At 36.6% G+C, this 15,564-nt stretch carries 16 protein-coding genes and 6 tRNA genes; 18 read left to right on the plus strand and 4 right to left on the minus strand.

The window, feature by feature from the left end; all coding sequences use genetic code 11:
- The first annotated feature begins 98 nt into the window (after positions 1–98).
- From lipB to AL022_RS01455, 4 genes are all read left to right on the plus strand, one after another.
- The gene (gene lipB / locus AL022_RS01440) at positions 99–806 is read left to right on the plus strand and encodes a lipoyl(octanoyl) transferase LipB (protein WP_014934469.1); all 708 of its coding nucleotides are present in this window, start codon (positions 99–101) and stop codon (positions 804–806) included.
- Positions 807–981: 175 nt separating this feature from the next.
- Positions 982–1,353: a helix-turn-helix domain-containing protein gene (locus tag AL022_RS01445; RefSeq protein ID WP_083851405.1), complete on the plus strand. Its 372-nt coding sequence runs from the start codon at positions 982–984 to the stop codon at positions 1,351–1,353.
- Between the two features lie 11 nt (positions 1,354–1,364).
- Positions 1,365–2,153 carry a 16S rRNA (adenine(1518)-N(6)/adenine(1519)-N(6))-dimethyltransferase RsmA gene (gene rsmA / locus AL022_RS01450; RefSeq protein ID WP_014934471.1) on the plus strand — a complete coding sequence of 263 codons (789 nt, stop codon included), beginning with the start codon at positions 1,365–1,367 and terminating at the stop codon, positions 2,151–2,153.
- 384 nt (positions 2,154–2,537) lie between these two features.
- A complete protein-coding gene (locus AL022_RS01455) occupies positions 2,538–3,332 on the plus strand; it encodes a thymidylate synthase (RefSeq protein WP_014934472.1) in 795 nt (264 codons plus the stop codon).
- 48 nt (positions 3,333–3,380) lie between these two features.
- Here AL022_RS01455 and AL022_RS01460 read toward each other — a convergent pair whose 3' ends face one another.
- From AL022_RS01460 to AL022_RS01470, 3 genes are all read right to left on the minus strand, one after another.
- A complete protein-coding gene (locus tag AL022_RS01460; RefSeq protein WP_014934473.1) occupies positions 3,381–4,355 on the minus strand; it encodes an LD-carboxypeptidase in 975 nt (324 codons plus the stop codon).
- A 203-nt stretch (positions 4,356–4,558) separates the two neighbouring features.
- On the minus strand, positions 4,559–5,467 hold the full coding sequence (locus AL022_RS01465; RefSeq protein WP_014934474.1) for a tyrosine recombinase: 909 nt from the start codon (positions 5,465–5,467) through the stop codon (positions 4,559–4,561).
- A 60-nt stretch (positions 5,468–5,527) separates the two neighbouring features.
- Positions 5,528–5,601, minus strand: a tRNA-Asn gene (locus AL022_RS01470).
- Between the two features lie 285 nt (positions 5,602–5,886).
- On the opposite strand from AL022_RS01470, the gene AL022_RS01475 reads away from it, so the two are divergent.
- The 4 genes from AL022_RS01475 (at position 5,887) to dnaX (ending at position 10,256) form a co-directional block, all read left to right on the plus strand.
- A complete protein-coding gene (locus AL022_RS01475) occupies positions 5,887–6,486 on the plus strand; it encodes a 1-acyl-sn-glycerol-3-phosphate acyltransferase (RefSeq protein ID WP_014934475.1) in 600 nt (199 codons plus the stop codon).
- Between the two features lie 134 nt (positions 6,487–6,620).
- Positions 6,621–7,346, plus strand: a complete 726-nt coding sequence (locus AL022_RS01480; protein ID WP_014934476.1) for a nucleotide exchange factor GrpE — start codon at positions 6,621–6,623, stop codon at positions 7,344–7,346.
- Positions 7,347–8,480: a molecular chaperone DnaJ gene (gene dnaJ, locus AL022_RS01485; protein ID WP_014934477.1), complete on the plus strand. Its 1,134-nt coding sequence runs from the start codon at positions 7,347–7,349 to the stop codon at positions 8,478–8,480.
- Positions 8,481–8,510: 30 nt separating this feature from the next.
- A complete protein-coding gene (gene dnaX / locus AL022_RS01490) occupies positions 8,511–10,256 on the plus strand; it encodes a DNA polymerase III subunit gamma/tau (protein ID WP_014934478.1) in 1,746 nt (581 codons plus the stop codon).
- A gap of 195 nt (positions 10,257–10,451) precedes the next feature.
- Here dnaX and AL022_RS01495 read toward each other — a convergent pair.
- A tRNA-Arg gene (locus AL022_RS01495) sits at positions 10,452–10,525 on the minus strand.
- Between the two features lie 123 nt (positions 10,526–10,648).
- Between AL022_RS01495 and AL022_RS01500 the strand changes: the two genes are divergently transcribed.
- The 10 genes from AL022_RS01500 (at position 10,649) to rplA (ending at position 15,562) form a co-directional block, all read left to right on the plus strand.
- Complete coding sequence (locus tag AL022_RS01500) at positions 10,649–11,572, plus strand: hypothetical protein (protein ID WP_041546061.1); 924 nt, start codon at positions 10,649–10,651, stop codon at positions 11,570–11,572.
- A gap of 152 nt (positions 11,573–11,724) precedes the next feature.
- Positions 11,725–11,805: transfer RNA gene (locus tag AL022_RS01505), tRNA-Tyr, on the plus strand.
- A 25-nt stretch (positions 11,806–11,830) separates the two neighbouring features.
- Positions 11,831–11,903: transfer RNA gene (locus tag AL022_RS01510), tRNA-Gly, on the plus strand.
- A gap of 14 nt (positions 11,904–11,917) precedes the next feature.
- A tRNA-Thr gene (locus tag AL022_RS01515) sits at positions 11,918–11,992 on the plus strand.
- Positions 11,993–12,091: 99 nt separating this feature from the next.
- Positions 12,092–13,282 carry an elongation factor Tu gene (tuf, locus tag AL022_RS01520; RefSeq protein ID WP_014934481.1) on the plus strand — a complete coding sequence of 397 codons (1,191 nt, stop codon included), beginning with the start codon at positions 12,092–12,094 and terminating at the stop codon, positions 13,280–13,282.
- A gap of 240 nt (positions 13,283–13,522) precedes the next feature.
- A tRNA-Trp gene (locus tag AL022_RS01525) sits at positions 13,523–13,595 on the plus strand.
- Positions 13,596–13,606: 11 nt separating this feature from the next.
- Complete coding sequence (secE, locus tag AL022_RS01530; RefSeq protein WP_014934483.1) at positions 13,607–13,798, plus strand: preprotein translocase subunit SecE; 192 nt, start codon at positions 13,607–13,609, stop codon at positions 13,796–13,798.
- A 16-nt stretch (positions 13,799–13,814) separates the two neighbouring features.
- Positions 13,815–14,369, plus strand: coding sequence for a transcription termination/antitermination protein NusG (gene nusG / locus AL022_RS01535; RefSeq protein WP_014934484.1), 555 nt, complete (start codon positions 13,815–13,817; stop codon positions 14,367–14,369).
- A gap of 45 nt (positions 14,370–14,414) precedes the next feature.
- Positions 14,415–14,858: a 50S ribosomal protein L11 gene (gene rplK / locus AL022_RS01540; protein ID WP_014934485.1), complete on the plus strand. Its 444-nt coding sequence runs from the start codon at positions 14,415–14,417 to the stop codon at positions 14,856–14,858.
- Between the two features lie 11 nt (positions 14,859–14,869).
- Positions 14,870–15,562, plus strand: coding sequence for a 50S ribosomal protein L1 (gene rplA / locus AL022_RS01545; RefSeq protein ID WP_014934486.1), 693 nt, complete (start codon positions 14,870–14,872; stop codon positions 15,560–15,562).
- Positions 15,563–15,564 lie beyond the last annotated feature (2 nt).

Genomic DNA, 15,564 nt, shown 5'->3' on the forward strand with positions numbered 1-15,564 from the left:
ATATCTATAAAATGTCTATAATATAGTTGCGTCTTTCAAAACAACGCTTATCTAATGACAAGGAAGTACATTCAAATCAGTAACCAAAAATAGGATAAATGGTACAAAATAGAGTAATAATGGTAAAACACTTGGGCTTAATAGACTATAAAGAAGCGTTAGCGATTCAGGAGGTCTATTATAAAACCATGGTTGATCAAAAACATCCACGTGCTACGGTAGATCCATCTAGGCAACCAGTAGCTTCTAGTTACTTGCTTTTTTGTGAGCATCCTCCCGTATACACCTTGGGCAGAGGGGGATCTATGAACCATCTATTAGTGGATGCAGCTACCTTAGCAACACAGAAGATTACCTTATATCATGTAAATAGAGGCGGAGATATTACCTATCACGGGCCGGGCCAATTGGTAGTCTATCCTATTATTGATTTAGATTTTTTTTTCAGAGATATACACCGTTATCTTCGCTTACTTGAAGCATCTGTTATAGAAATGTTGGCCCATTTCAATATTCCATCAACTAGCTTACCTGGTTTAACAGGTGTATGGTTAAAAGCAGATAAAAATAGCAAACCGTTTGACCGAAAAATTTGTTCTATTGGAATTAGGGTAAGCAGATGGATCACCATGCATGGACTGGCCCTAAACGTAAATAATGAACTGGCCCCTTTTGATCAAATTATACCCTGTGGTATACCTAAAGCAGTAACATCTATGCAACAAGAATTAAACAAATCTATTTCTATAATGGATGTATCGGACATTTTAGCCCAAATTATTTTAAAAAAGTTAAATTATGTATAATTTTTGTATTAAGATTTTATTTAAAATAAAGTGCCAAATATTTATATTGCCTATATGGTTTCCATTTACAATTACAGGGTACTTCTTTTGAATGTTGAAAATATTTAAACATAAAGATCAATGGGAAGGACCTCATCATCATGTTTTTTCTTACTTATTAATTTGCCAATGTCAGATGCAACATAGAGGAGAAATTATTGAAAATGTAGTAAGAAGAAGCGGTATCTCTATTTCAGTATTAGCTGAAAAAATAGGTATAAGTAGAAATACGCTCTACAACAGATTTAAAGAGAAAAATTTAAGCTATGACTTTATATTGACCTTGGGAAAGGTATTGCACTATAATTTTGCGGTACATTTTCCTGAAATGAATTCAGATAGAACGCTTCCAGATGATGCCCGTATAGAATTGTTTCAACTTGAGCAGAAATACGAAAATCTTCTGGAAAAGTATAATTGGTTATTGAAGTTTTTACTGAAAAAATCGCAAGCTATAGACCAACATGCTTTGCGTAAGAAAATTAAAGAATTTATCAATGCTCCTTAGTGTACACCAATATGTCAACCTCTATAAGAATTAAAAAATCATTGGGTCAACATTTTTTAAGAGATTTAGCTTTAGCGAGTCAAATAGCCAATCTATTAACAGATGACAGTTTAGGAGGTACTGTAATTGAAGTTGGACCGGGTAAGGGAAGCTTAACAGATGTATTGCGTCACAAGGCTATTGCTCATTTATACCTTGTAGAGGTAGATGGTGACCTTATACCCTATCTAAAAAAGAAATATGCCTCTTTAAGTGATCAGATCATAGAAGCAGACTTTTTAAAGCTGCCGCTAACAGAACAGTTTCAAGGGCAACGGTTAACGATTATTGGCAATTTTCCTTATAATATTTCTTCTGAAATTTTGTTTAAAATTTTGGATAACCGTAATGTAGTAGGTGAAATGGTAGGCATGTTTCAAAAAGAGGTAGCACAACGCATCACTGCTAAACCAGGTAATAAGGTCTATGGTATGCTTAGTGTGCTTTTACAAGCGTTCTATACTATCGCATACCATTTTACAGTGCCACCTGATCGTTTTTCTCCCCCTCCTAAGGTGGATTCTGCGGTTATTACCATGCACCGCAATGATGTACAAAAACTGCCATGTGATGAACTGCTATTTTTTCAAATAGTAAAAAGAGGATTTCAGCACCGTCGAAAAAAATTACAAAATGCACTGGCTGGGTTGAACCTATCAAAGAGATGTTATGCCGGTTTATTGCATAAACGTGCAGAGGAACTAAGTGTAGCTGAATTTATAGAACTTACCAATGCATTGGCTGTCAAAACGTTGGTTTAATCTATGCTAGGTTGGATATAGAAGTTAATATTTGATCTTACAGATAGTAAAAATTATAGTCTTTTATATAGATATTTTACCCTAGCAGGTAGATGTGTTTCGGATGTATTTTACTGATTTAAAGTAAATTAATATGGTTGTTTTACTAGTTTTTATTACTAAAGCCTTATAGCTATTTTATTTGATTGTATTAAGTATCAAGTAGTTTATAACATAAAAACCTGATAACCAAAATAATTTACATACATATATTTTTTATATAACTATATAAAATATATTTTTATATTTGATTATCAAATTAAAAAATATTATAATCCAGGACTCACGTATAAGAATATTTTCTAGAATTGACGTAACAACCATCTATAGCAACGGCCTCATACCATGAAACCATATTTAACATTACTACAACATATTTTAGCAGAAGGAGTTGACAAAAAAGATAGGACTGGAACGGGGACAAAAAGTCTTTTTGGCTACCAAATGCGGTTCAACCTAGAAGAAGGATTTCCTCTGCTTACCACTAAAAAAGTGCACTTACGCTCTATTATCTATGAATTACTGTGGTTTCTAAGTGGAGATACAAATGTAGGTTATTTACAACAACATGGCGTTACCATATGGGATGAATGGGCCTCCAAGGAGGGAAGACTAGGCCCTATTTATGGGCACCAATGGCGGAGCTGGCCTACAGCAACAGGTGTAAAAATTGATCAAATAAGCGAGATGATAAAGGAAATTAAAACTAATCCTGATTCACGTAGGCTATTGGTAAGTGCATGGAACGTGGGTGAAATTTCTAAAATGGCATTGCCACCTTGTCATGCTTTTTTTCAATTTTACGTAGCAAATGGGAGACTATCTTGTCAACTCTACCAACGCAGTGGGGATGTTTTCTTAGGAGTGCCCTTTAATATTGCTTCTTATGCACTCCTTACGATGATGATGGCGCAAGTGTGCCAATTAAAACCTGGCACGTTGATTCATACACTTGGTGATGCACATTTATACTATAATCACCTGGAACAAGCAAGGCTACAACTGAAACGTTCTCCTTATCCATTGCCTACTATGCAACTTAGCCAACGGGAAACAGATTTATTTAGTTTTGTTTATGAGGATTTTACATTGCTAGATTACCTGCATCATCCAGCTATTAAAGCAGTGGTTTCTGTATAACGATATATTTTGTACTAAATCTTAATTTCCTTTAAGTATTCGGAAAATTTATACTTGCATACTCAGCTTAAAGCTACCGTCCTGGACAAGAGCAATTTGACTAATGGTATTGTAAATAATCGGATCATTTGTGCTTCCATGTCCAAACCTATTTGTTTTAAAGACTGGGATAGGTAAAATAGATGCAAATTGATTCAGTGTTGTGATAATATCTTTATTATCGGTGCCACAATGGCCAAATATTATGGCTTTCACATTTTTTAGCAGACCAGCTTGTTTAAAATGCAGTAAGGTACGATCTAGTTGATAAGCTTTTATTTGGGTATCTTCGAGAAAAAGAATTTTCCCTTCTGTCTTTACTTGCCAGGTTGTACCAATACCTGTTTGCAACACCGTTATATTACCACCTGTAAGCTTACCATTTACAGTATGGATAGATCGCGCTGCTGCATTAATTGGAAATAGTTGATCAACTGTAGCCTGTTTAACTTTTCCGCAAATGATCTCAGCTATCTTTGTAAAATTAGCCCGTTTTTTATCACTTTTAAGTATTTCAACTATTCCACTGCCATGAATGGTTTTCCAACCCCATGTTTGTGTAAAGAAAATATGGAGCGCAGTTATATCACTATATCCTATAAAAAATTTATCTCTGGCAGGTATCGTTAATTTCTGCAAAGCAGGTATCAACTTAGCAGCACCATATCCTCCACCTAATGTCCATACTACATGATTGGTGCTATCAAACAGTGCATCCTTTAGGTATTTAAATCTTACTTCATCACTATTAGAATGAAAAATAGATCGGCTTTGATCAAAGGATCCATTTGGTATATTTAATTGCAATGAGGTGATGGTTTTCAAAGTAGTTAACTCATTTTTATTGACACCTGAAGCAGGTGCAACGATTGTAATGGGTATATCTCTTAAAAGATTAATAAAATTAATATTCTGATTTTCAAATTCTACAATTGAAAAATTAGCTAGTAAAAAGAATATTATAGGGATAAAGCACTTATGCATAGCGATCAATATTTGAACTCATAATCTATAAACATCAATTCCAAAAGTAATTTAAATAACATTTTGAAAAATTATAAAATAATCTTCTATTGCATTCATTTTTATCCCTTTGAAGTATAGTACCGCGAAAAAATCGGAGCAAAAAATAAGAAAATTGTTTTCTATAGTTTTATGGTTTTAAAACTGAATTTATAGGACCCACATTACGTATTGTGGCGTTTTAGGCGACTTCTTGGGTGACAATCTTGCATGATTTGTTTAAGATAATCTCTATCCAAATGGGTATATATTTCGGTAGTGGTAAGCGAACGATGTCCCAACATTTCCTGTATGGCACGTAAATGTGCACCTCCCTCTATTAAATGTGTAGCAAAAGAATGTCTAAAAATATGAGGCCCTACTTCTACATCGATTTTGGCTTTTCGAGCAAGTGCCTGTACCATTAAAAAAATCATTACCCTAGTCAAGCTCTTTCCGCGTCGATTTAAAAATAAAATATCTAAATATCCAGGTTTTATGTCCATATGGGCACGCACTCCCTCGATATAAAGTTTAATATGTTTTAGTGCCATGGCACCAATAGGTATCAAACGTTCTTTATCACCTTTTCCAATTACACGTATAAAATTTTCTTGGAAGTAGATATGACTTAACCTCAAAGAGATCAGCTCAGAAACACGTATCCCTGTACCATACAGTGTTTCCACGATGGCTCGATTGCGTACACCGATTGGTGTAGAATGGTCTATCGCATTAATGATCCGCTCAATTTCCCATGTAGACAAAATAGATGGTAGATGTTTCCCTAAATGAGGACTTTCTATAATCTTAGTGGGATCCTTAGTGATCTGGTGACCCAAGGATAAGAACTTATAAAAAAGACGCAAGCTAGAAAGCATTCTCGATTGACTGGTAGCCTTTATGCCGACGTGGTGTAGTTTGGCTAAAAATTCTTGAATATGAGCGCTGTCAGCCGTTAGCGGTGTGACTGTTTTATTCAAAAAAAACTGGGTGAATTTTGTTACATCAGAAAGATAAGCTTTGATAGAATGGTTGGCCAGTAAACACTGTAAACGAAGGTAGGTCTCAAATTGCTGCAAAAGAAAATTCATTCCTGGTCTATTACAAACACTGAAGACAAAATACGATTTAAAGACCTGCTATAGCCTAAGCTCCCCCTGCTGGACTCGAACCAGCGACCCTTTGATTAACAGTCAAATGCTCTAACCAACTGAGCTAAGGAGGATTATAACCATTACAATTTTACCATTTTTTTCTTTCATAAACAATAAATCATCATAAAAATAGTCAACATGACCATGTCATTGAATGGATGGTACATATCATATTTAAATTAATTTTAATAGCTTTGAGTAAGTACTTTTCTTTTTTATCGAAAACAAGATAAAAGCGATAACATTAAGCCAAAACAATTGAATTTTGTAGCAGTGTACCGAATCCTAAGGTAAAGTTTTTATATGACATTTCACCCAATACCGTTCTGGTTGATCCAAATGAAACGCATCACATCATGACTTCCAAAAATAGCACGAACAAGTCAGCAGGGAGTTGGATCCAAAAATCTGCAATGGTTCTTATTAAGTTTTTAGGCTGGAAAATCAACAACATAACGCATCCAACGACTTGTAAAAAAGCAATAATGGCATTGGCGCCACATACTAGTAATTGGGATTTTTTTTATGGCATGTTATTTAAACTTAGCCATCCTAATGTAACGATTAGATTTGCCATAAAAAAAGAAGTAATGTTTTTTCCACTTTCCTACCTAATGAAAAAGCTGGGTGCTATTCCAATAGATAGAAATAAAACAACCAACCACACCAATATGGTAGCTGTAATGGCAGAAATGCTCAATAGTGCAGATGCGCTTGTACTAGCAATTGCACCCGAAGGTACAAGAAGCTATGTAAAACGCTGGAAAACAGGATTTTATAGATTAGCCGAAGCAGCAAATGTTCCAATTATTTTAGGATATATACACTATGCTAAAAAAGAAATGGGGTTTGGTCCAACTTTCTATCCTACAGGTAATATAGAAAAGGATATAGCAAATATTCAAAGTTTTTACCGAAACATACTGGGCAAATATCCAGAGCGGGGTGTCGTTTGATATGACAAATTGACACTATTAAAAGCATTTGGCAAAAAAATTGCATAACCATTTAGCATTAATTCAAACGGTTACTTTTAACTTTTATATTTCAATCATGAGGTCATCTCATCATATTCAATAACATATAAAGCATGAAGTTACAAGATACACATACAAGCGAAACAGGATGCTGCTCATCGGAAGTAGATACAAACCAAACAAATTGTTGCAACGGAGGGACCAAAACCAGTCAGTCATGTTGCTGTAGTGGCGAAGAAAGTATGGAACCATGCTGCTGTGGCCGACAAGAGGTCGAAAATCAAATACATTGTGGCAATCCACACGAAACAGAATTGCATATGGGTTGCTGTCAGTCAGCTGACAGACTAGATGATGCAGATAAGCAAATATTGAATCCTGATATAAGTTCATTCCAGCAGCTGCAATCACTACTAAAGGAAACACATGACAAATACCTTCGCCTTTATGCTGAATTTGATAATTTTAAGAAGCGTGCGGCCAAAGAACGCATAGCCCTTACCGATAAGGCGAACGAGCAAACACTAAAAGAACTTTTACCAATTATAGATGATTTTGAGCGATGTATAATGGCCTTACAGGGTAGACAAGCAGTCGTTCAAGATCTTGAAGGCATCAAACTAATTTATGATAAATTATGTGGACTTTTAAAAAAGTATGGTGTACAAGAAATAGCCATAGAACAAGGCAGTGTATTTAATGCTGACCTGCATGAAGCAATTATGCAGCAACCAGTAGATAATCTGGAAATGCAAGGAAAAATTGTAACAGTAGTAGAAAAAGGATACCTAATTAATGAATATGTGTTACGTTTTGCTAAAGTTATAATTGGAGTATAAATGGAAAAAGATTACTACAATATTCTGGGTGTAGAACGCAATGCCACTGCAGAAGACATTAAAAAGGCCTATCGAAAGATAGCCATGCAATACCATCCTGACAAAAATCCAGGCAATAAAGCAGCAGAAGAGAAATTTAAAGCTGCTACAGAAGCCTATGATGTCCTAAGTAACCCAGAGAAAAAACACCAATATGATCAATTTGGTACAAGTGGATACCAAGGAGGAAGCAGGTCTTATGACGATGATATTTTTGAAGGTGATTTGAATGATCTATTTCAAGATTCTCCTTTTGGTAGTTTTTTTAATAGCGGAAGAAGAACACGACGTACTGCTAATCGTGGCGAAGACTTACGCATAAGAATCAAACTAAATCTTGAAGAGGTTGCATTAGGTACCGAAAAAAAAATTAAAGTAAAACGTTATACAAGTTGTGCAGCATGTGGCGGTAATGGAGCAGAAAATGGACTTTCTGTAGAAAAATGTGTCCCCTGTAAAGGGCAAGGTGTGGTTCGTAAAACGACCCAAACGATGCTGGGGAATATGCTTACAGAAGCTATTTGTAGCCACTGTACGGGAACGGGTAGCCGTATTAAAACATATTGCAGTGATTGTCAAGGAGAAGGAAGAAAGTTTATAGAAGATCTTATTACCTTTAAAGTACCTAAGGGGGTAAAAAAAGATATGGAGCTAACCTTACGTGGCAAAGGCAATGCCCCACTCCGTGGGGGTACATCAGGTAGTTTGATTGTCCAAATAGACGAAGAAGAAAACGATCTTTTAAAACGTAAAGGCAATAATATTTGTTATACTTTACACGTTAGCTTTATAGATGTTACACTAGGTTGCGAAATGGAAGTCCCTACTATATATGGCAAAGTGCGGCTTAAAATTCCACCTGGAACATCATCTAGCGAGGTCTTTAAATTAAAAGGGAAGGGTATTACAGATATAAATGGTTATGGCAAAAAGGGAGATCAGTTGGTTTTTATCCAAGTTTGGATCCCACAAGAGCTTACAAAAGAAGAAAAAGAGATGCTACTTTCTCTTCAAGGATCGCCCAACTTTATACCTAAACCAAATAAGAAAGAAGAAAGCTTTTTTGATCGGATTAAATCTTTTTTTCAAGGATAGCATCAATATGCTATCGTTTAAAGTGTTCCCATGACCCAATTTGTAGTTTCTGCACGAAAATATCGTCCTACTACTTTTAAAGATGTAATCAGTCAGTCCCACATTACAGCTACACTAAAGAATGCAATAGCTACGCAACAGCTTGCGCACGCTTTTCTTTTTTGTGGTCCGCGTGGTGTGGGCAAAACGACTTGTGCCCGTATATTGGCTAAAGCCATCAACTGCTTAGAAATTACAGCAGAAATAGAGCCTTGTAACCATTGTGCCAATTGCCTTAGCTTAAGTAGCAATCGCGCGCTGCATGTCTATGAGTTAGATGCAGCCTCTCATAACTCTGTAGAAGATATGCGTGACCTAGTGAGTCAGGTCCGCTACGGGCCTCAAACGGGTAAATATAAGATATACATTATAGATGAGGTCCATATGCTCTCTAATGCTGCCTTTAATGCTTTGCTTAAAACACTTGAAGAACCCCCTAGTTATGCTATATTTATATTAGCTACTACAGAACGGCACAAAGTTTTACCTACCATTTTATCTCGTTGTCAAATCTTTAATTTTAATAGAATTAAATTAGAAGATATTGTTACACAGCTTAAAACAATTGCTAAACAAACGTCTATTGATTATGAAGAATCTGCACTACAGCTGATTGCTCAAAAAGCAGAAGGTGCGATGCGGGATGCGCTTTCTATGTTTGATTTGATCACTACTTCTGGAGGTATAGGTGGTACGATTACTTATACCAACACACGTGATCATCTTCAAATCCTGGATTATGACTATTATTTTAAATGTACAGAAGCTTGCTTAACAGGTAATGTTCCTGCGGTTCTTTCCCTCTATGACACGGTCTTACGGAAAGGATTTAATGGGCACCATTTTATAGTAGGATTGGGCGAACATTTACGCAATGTATTGGTCTGTAAAGACAGCGCTACGCTTCCGCTTTTAGCGGTTACTGATAATATCCGTCCACGTTATGCTGAATATGCTACTAGGTGTACCATGCCTTTTTTATTGAAAGCGTTGACATGCTTAAACCAGTGTGATATAGGCTATAAATCTAGTCAACACCAAAGATTGCATGTAGAGTTGGCACTGATTGAACTAGCTACTGCCCATCTGTATATTCCAGAAAGCACAATAGACCTACTGCCCAAATCAGATCACGCTCAAGAAGCAGTTATAGCCAAATCTAGATCAGCTGATTCGGTAGAATCACCTGTAGCGCCATTGGCCCAGTCAAACCATACTTTAGACCATCTGGCTGCCAAGCCAGTAACATCTACTCAACAGACAGAGACCATAGCTATTCCTAACTTAGCAAAACTAAAGGCTTCATTGGCTGGAAGGAAAAAATCAAACACACCCGCTTTAAAAAAAAAAATAGAAAATGGATGTGATGGGAAGGAAGCAATATCGGAAGAGATGGTTCAAAATTTTCTTGCTGATTATAGTAAACAACTTAAAAATAATGGTTGTATAGCTGCTTATCATCTTATGGGTCAGCCCATCAAGGTAGAAGGTTCTGTTGTTACCATTTCATTAATCAATCCAGTACAAGTAGAGCTGCTACAAAGTCTAAAAGAAGAACTGTTGCCTGCAATTCGCAAAAAATTGAGCCATCCTACCGTTAATGTTCAAGGTATTTTAGTCAACCAGATGGTTCCCGACAAACCTTATACAGATCAAGAAAAATTAAGCTACTTAAGCAAAAAAAACAGTGCCATAGCACTACTCCAAGAACGATTTATGTTGGAAGTAGTTTACTAATCGGTTAATCTTAATGGATATAGTGGACTGAAAAATTAGGAACGTGAATTATAGATACTTGATTTACATATGAAGACCCTCTGTGAAATTATAGAAATTAGTTGTAGAATTGTAATAAAAGGTATATGGTACAAATTTTAAGATAATGAATATGAGAATACATTTCGAAACTTTATCAAAGACGAAACCCTGATGTGGACTTGAAGGGATTCGAACCCCTAATCGCTGCATCCGTAGTGCAGTGCTCTATCCAGTTGAGCTACAAGTCCATTGTATAGTTGCTATGCAAATTTAATAAACAAAAATTTATTTCAAAGTAATGTTTTGACATATTTAAAAAAAAAAGTACCTTTGTTAAGTAATATTTATACGCTATAATGTCATTAATTTACATGAAAAAAAAAATTCTTCCTTGGTTATTTCTTTTTGTCGCTTTATATCTTCCCTATGCAGCTTCTGGAGCTGACTCAGCTTTTACTCCTATAGATACTGAAGGTTGTCAACCAGATGCCTCTGCAGGTAACGCAGCGCCTACTCCTATAGATACTGAAATCAGTCAACCAGATACCTCTGCACCTGATGCAGATCCTATGGATACTGAAAGTTATCAGCCAGATACCTATCTGCCACTAGTAGAGAATTATTTTAGCTTTATATTCGAACTCCTAAAAATGGATTACTTATATGATCTAAACTCAATAAATCCGTCAAGATTTCCCGCTGTAAAAAAACTAGATTGGTCTGCTTTATTGCGTAGTGATGGGGCATTTCTGTATGGTATTCGGCTTAATCAATCTCGTTTTGCTTTATGTGTAGGGGGTGGTTGGAGTAATTTGTATTATTCTTTTGTTGGTGAAAAACGTGGTAAAGATACAATAATCTATAAAAAGCTTAAAAGAGTTTCAGAGAATGATGTAAGTTTTAAGGATCTAAAAAATACTTCAGGTAGGAAGGTATACCGTTCCACTCTTAAGATCCCTTTCCTTGATTTCTTGGTTAGGCTTCGATTCAATAGTGTCTTGGAAGCGCCTAAGGAAGGATTTCATGGTTGGTTAGGCTTTAAGCTTGGCCTGCGTTGCGATGCTAATATGGAGTATAAGTATGAAGAATACAATAATTCAGGCGCTTCTTCGGTTACAAATGGTAATTTTAACCTTAACCGATGTGCTTGTGTACTACAAGTTGGGGTGGGGTATCATCGTTTTGGTTTCACAGGAGGAATGCATTTAACTCCTCTATTCCAGAAGGATAAAGGTCCTGATGGTTCTGATTCGCTTAGGCCGTTTTCTTTTAGTATTTATGTAGATCTAATCTAACGGATAGGTCTGGATTGCGTATACTTACTTGCTTTTACTGTTAAAAACTTTATAAATTTTTATCTCTTTTTTGTAACGAAAAAATATTTTTTGTAGATTTGATTGATCTACTTATTTGTTATAATATATACTGATTCTGTGCTTGTTTTTTAGGGGAGATGCCAGAGCGGCCAATTGGGGCGGACTGTAAATCCGTTGCGTAAGCTTCGAAGGTTCGAATCCTTCTCTCCCCACTAGTTGGCAGTAAAGATAGGTAAAGCGGGAGTAGCTCAGTTGGTAGAGCGGCAGCCTTCCAAGCTTCAGGTCGCGAGTTCGATCCTCGTCTCCCGCTCTTTTTTCTATAGGGCCGGTGTAGCTCAGTGGTAGAGTGCTTCCTTGGTAAGGAAGAGGTCACGGGTTCAAATCCCGTCATTGGCTCCATGTTAGAATAGATCTGAGGAAGTTGATTTTAGCGTAGATCCAAAAGTTTGTATTGGATAAGTTATGTATTTTATTGAAAATCTTAAAGAATTGTAAGCTATGGCAAAAGAAACATTTAATCGATCAAAGCCACATGTCAATATTGGTACAATTGGCCATGTTGACCATGGCAAAACGACACTAACCGCTGCTATTACTACTGTTTTGGCTAAAGCAGGATTGGCAGAAAAAAAAGAGTTTTCAGCTATTGATGCTGCTCCAGAAGAAAAAGAACGAGGCATTACCATTAATACTGCGCACGTGGAATACCAAACCCAAAACAGGCATTATGCCCACGTAGATTGTCCAGGTCACCGAGATTATGTTAAAAACATGATTACGGGTGCAGCCCAGATGGATGGTGCGATTCTTTTGGTAGCTGCTACAGATGGGGCAATGCCTCAAACTAGGGAGCATATTCTCTTGGCTAGCCAAATTGGCGTACCTGGTATCGTAGTTTTTTTAAATAAGGTAGATCTAGTAGATGATCCTGAAATGATCGAGTTGGTAGAACTTGAAATTAGGGAGCTTTTGAATGCCTATAATTTTGATGGAGACAATGCGCCTATTATTCGTGGTTCTGCTTTAGGTGCTTTGAATGGCGAGCCAGAGTGGGAAGCAAAAGTTGAAGAGCTTATGGCTGCAGTAGATAGTTATATTCCACTTCCTGTACGATTAGTAGATAAAGATTTTTTAATGCCTGTAGAAGGGGTATGTACGATTACAGGTCGCGGAACAGTTGTAACTGGTAGAATTGAAAAAGGTGTGATTACCACCGGTAGTACGGTTGATATTATTGGTATGGGAGCTGAAAAATTGACTTCTACGGTTACAGGTGTTGAAATGTTCCGAAAAAACTTAGATAGGGGCGAGGCAGGTGACAATGTAGGTCTCTTGCTGCGTGGTATTGATAAGGCTTCTATTCAACGTGGTATGGTGGTCTGTAAACCCGGAAGTGTCAAGCCGCATAGTAAGTTTAAAGCTGAGGTCTATGTTTTAACCAAACAAGAAGGAGGACGCCATACTCCATTCTTTAACAAGTACAGGCCACAGTGCTACTTTAGAACAACAGATGTGACGGGTGAAGTAAAACTTCCAGAAGGTGTGGAAATGGTTATGCCAGGTGATAATGTCAATTTAGAAATTACCCTTATCCATAGTATTGCTATGGAAGTAGGATTGCGTTTTGCCATTCGTGAAGGGGGAAGGACAGTTGGTGCTGGAAGGGTTACTGAAATTCTTGATTGTTAAGTTTCATAGAGCTGGCTTGCATAGTATAGTTAAGGTGCTACTTCAATATAGTAAAGTAGCTACTAGGCTATTTTACTATCTTAGTTAAGATAAAAAAATGTCTATCTAAGTGTTCATAAGTCTCTACTCTTCAATTGCTTGTAAAACATGAGTTTGCGTCTGATCATTTCGCTTATGAAACAAAACCTATGCTAGGCCGTATAATTACCTAATTGTCAAGTGTTAATACATAAATTAAATACGGGTGTAGCTCAACTGGTAGAGTGGTGGTCTCCAAAACCATAGGCTGGGAGTTCGAATCTCTCCACCCGTGCATAAAATAATATGTCAAAAGCAAAGCTATTTATACGGAATCTAGTACAAGAAGTAAGGTATAAAATTACTTGGCCTTCTTATCATGGGCTGCAAAGTAATGCCCTGCTTGTGTTGTTGGTCTCTTATATATTTGCCCTTCTTATTGGGCTTATGGATTGGTCTTTAAAAAAAGCTTTTGTTTGGTTTTATAATGCTTTTTAAAAAATGGACGAGTTGAATGAATGCATTACATTGGTATGTGCTTAAAGTAGTCACTAAGCAAGAAGAAAAAATAAAAGCTAATCTACAAGTAGAGCTTATAAAAAGTAATTTACAGCATATTGTTGGCGAAATGTTGATACCTTACGAAAAAGTATATGAAGTTCGTTTGGGGAAAAAGCATGTAAAAAACAGGAACTTATTTCCTGGTTATATATTTTTGCAGGCAGATCTTGCAAATGGCTTGTTGGTGCAGTTATTAAAAAGTATAACAGGTGCTTTGGGGTTCTTAGGTGTGAAAGGGTGGCGTGGTGCGCCTGTTCCATTGAGTCAAACAGAAGTAAATAGAATTATAGGTAAAACCAATAACCTTGAATCTAGCGATTTAAAGTTAAATACTATTTTTGCTCTGGGAGAAGTTGTTGAGATTATAGATGGGCCTTTTGCAGGTTTTTCTGGAAAAGTTCAAGAGATTTTTGAAGAAAAGAAAACACTTAATGTAGTGGTTAAAATTTTTGATGAGCGCAGTACACCTGTAGAGCTAAGTTATACGCAGGTTAAAAAGCTTTTCTAATGCTTTGTAAATATGCCTGTAAAGCATTTGTAAAATTTATATAATATGTCTAAGCCAGTTTTAGGTTATGTAAAGTTAAGGGTTAAGGGTGGTTCAGCCAATCCCTCTCCACCAGTAGGTCCCGCATTAGGTAGTAAAGGTATCAATATTATGGAGTTCTGTAAGCAGTTTAATGCCAGAACAAAAGATCAGCAAGGAGAAATTGTACCTGTAATCATTACAGTTTATCAAGACAAATCTTTTGACTTTATCATTAAAACATCCCCTACTGTTGTTGCCATTATGAAGCTTGCAGAAATTGCAAAAGGCTCTCCTGAGTCCAATAGGCGTAAAGTAGCCAGTATTAGTTGGGAGCAGATTCAACAAATTGCAGAAGAAAAGCTTCGAGATTTAAACACCTTAGATATACATGCGGCAATGCGTATGGTAGCTGGAACAGCAAGAAGTATGGGTGTTACGGTACAAGGTATTGCCCCTTGGGTTAAATAAAAGAGATGAAAATGGCGATTCAAAAAAAGGATAAGCATAGTGCAACAGATAATACTAAGGAAGCCTATACTTTAACCGAGGCGGTTCAGCTCGTGCAAAAAAGTACTTCTACAAAGTTTGATGCTTCCATGGATGTTGCCATTCGTTTAGGTATAGATCCTAAAAAATCTGACCAAATGGTAAGGGGAACAGTCTCTTTACCACATGGAACAGGTAAACCTTGTAGAATTTTAGTGCTTTGTACAGCTGATAAAGAACAAGAGGCTAGGCAAGCTGGTGCAGATTACGTAGGGTTAGACGATTTTATTGAAAAGATAGCAGCTGGGTGGACAGATATAGATCTGATTATCACGATGCCAACCGTTATGGTTAAACTGGGTAGATTGGGTAAAATATTAGGGCCTCGTGGGCTTATGCCTAATCCTAAGGTAGGTACTGTAACCATGGATGTGGCTAAAATGGTTAAAGAAGTAAAGGGTGGGAAGTTAAGCTTTAAGGTAGATAAATATGGCATTGTACATAGTAGTGTAGGTCGTGTATCTTTTCCCCAGGAAAAAGTAGTAGAAAATGTGATGGAGTTGTTAAAAGCGATTGTTAAATTAAAGCCTGCCTCCTCGAAAGGGCTTTACGTAAATAGTATTAGTCTTTCTAGCACAATGAGTAGAGGCGTTTTTGTAGATAGGAGCATTGCCGCTGGGCTTTAGAA

The sequence above is a fragment of the Cardinium endosymbiont cEper1 of Encarsia pergandiella genome (assembly GCF_000304455.1).
GTDB lineage: Bacteria > Bacteroidota > Bacteroidia > Cytophagales > Amoebophilaceae > Cardinium.

Excerpts from the sequence above, each read along its gene's own strand:
- rsmA (WP_014934471.1), top strand. The coding sequence starts at position 1,365 with ATGTCAACCTCTATAAGAATTAAAAAATCATTGGGTCAACATTTTTTA.
- nusG (WP_014934484.1), top strand. The coding sequence starts at position 13,815 with ATGAATGCATTACATTGGTATGTGCTTAAAGTAGTCACTAAGCAAGAA.
- AL022_RS01465 (WP_014934474.1), bottom strand. The coding sequence starts at position 5,467 with ATGAATTTTCTTTTGCAGCAATTTGAGACCTACCTTCGTTTACAGTGT.
- dnaX (WP_014934478.1), top strand. The coding sequence starts at position 8,511 with ATGACCCAATTTGTAGTTTCTGCACGAAAATATCGTCCTACTACTTTT.
- rplK (WP_014934485.1), top strand. The coding sequence starts at position 14,415 with ATGTCTAAGCCAGTTTTAGGTTATGTAAAGTTAAGGGTTAAGGGTGGT.
- rplA (WP_014934486.1), top strand. The coding sequence starts at position 14,870 with ATGGCGATTCAAAAAAAGGATAAGCATAGTGCAACAGATAATACTAAG.
- AL022_RS01480 (WP_014934476.1), top strand. The coding sequence starts at position 6,621 with ATGAAGTTACAAGATACACATACAAGCGAAACAGGATGCTGCTCATCG.
- AL022_RS01445 (WP_083851405.1), top strand. The coding sequence starts at position 982 with ATGCAACATAGAGGAGAAATTATTGAAAATGTAGTAAGAAGAAGCGGT.
- AL022_RS01455 (WP_014934472.1), top strand. The coding sequence starts at position 2,538 with ATGAAACCATATTTAACATTACTACAACATATTTTAGCAGAAGGAGTT.
- AL022_RS01500 (WP_041546061.1), top strand. The coding sequence starts at position 10,649 with ATGAAAAAAAAAATTCTTCCTTGGTTATTTCTTTTTGTCGCTTTATAT.
- AL022_RS01460 (WP_014934473.1), bottom strand. The coding sequence starts at position 4,355 with ATGCATAAGTGCTTTATCCCTATAATATTCTTTTTACTAGCTAATTTT.
- secE (WP_014934483.1), top strand. The coding sequence starts at position 13,607 with ATGTCAAAAGCAAAGCTATTTATACGGAATCTAGTACAAGAAGTAAGG.
- dnaJ (WP_014934477.1), top strand. The coding sequence starts at position 7,347 with ATGGAAAAAGATTACTACAATATTCTGGGTGTAGAACGCAATGCCACT.
- AL022_RS01475 (WP_014934475.1), top strand. The coding sequence starts at position 5,887 with ATGACTTCCAAAAATAGCACGAACAAGTCAGCAGGGAGTTGGATCCAA.
- tuf (WP_014934481.1), top strand. The coding sequence starts at position 12,092 with ATGGCAAAAGAAACATTTAATCGATCAAAGCCACATGTCAATATTGGT.
- lipB (WP_014934469.1), top strand. The coding sequence starts at position 99 with ATGGTACAAAATAGAGTAATAATGGTAAAACACTTGGGCTTAATAGAC.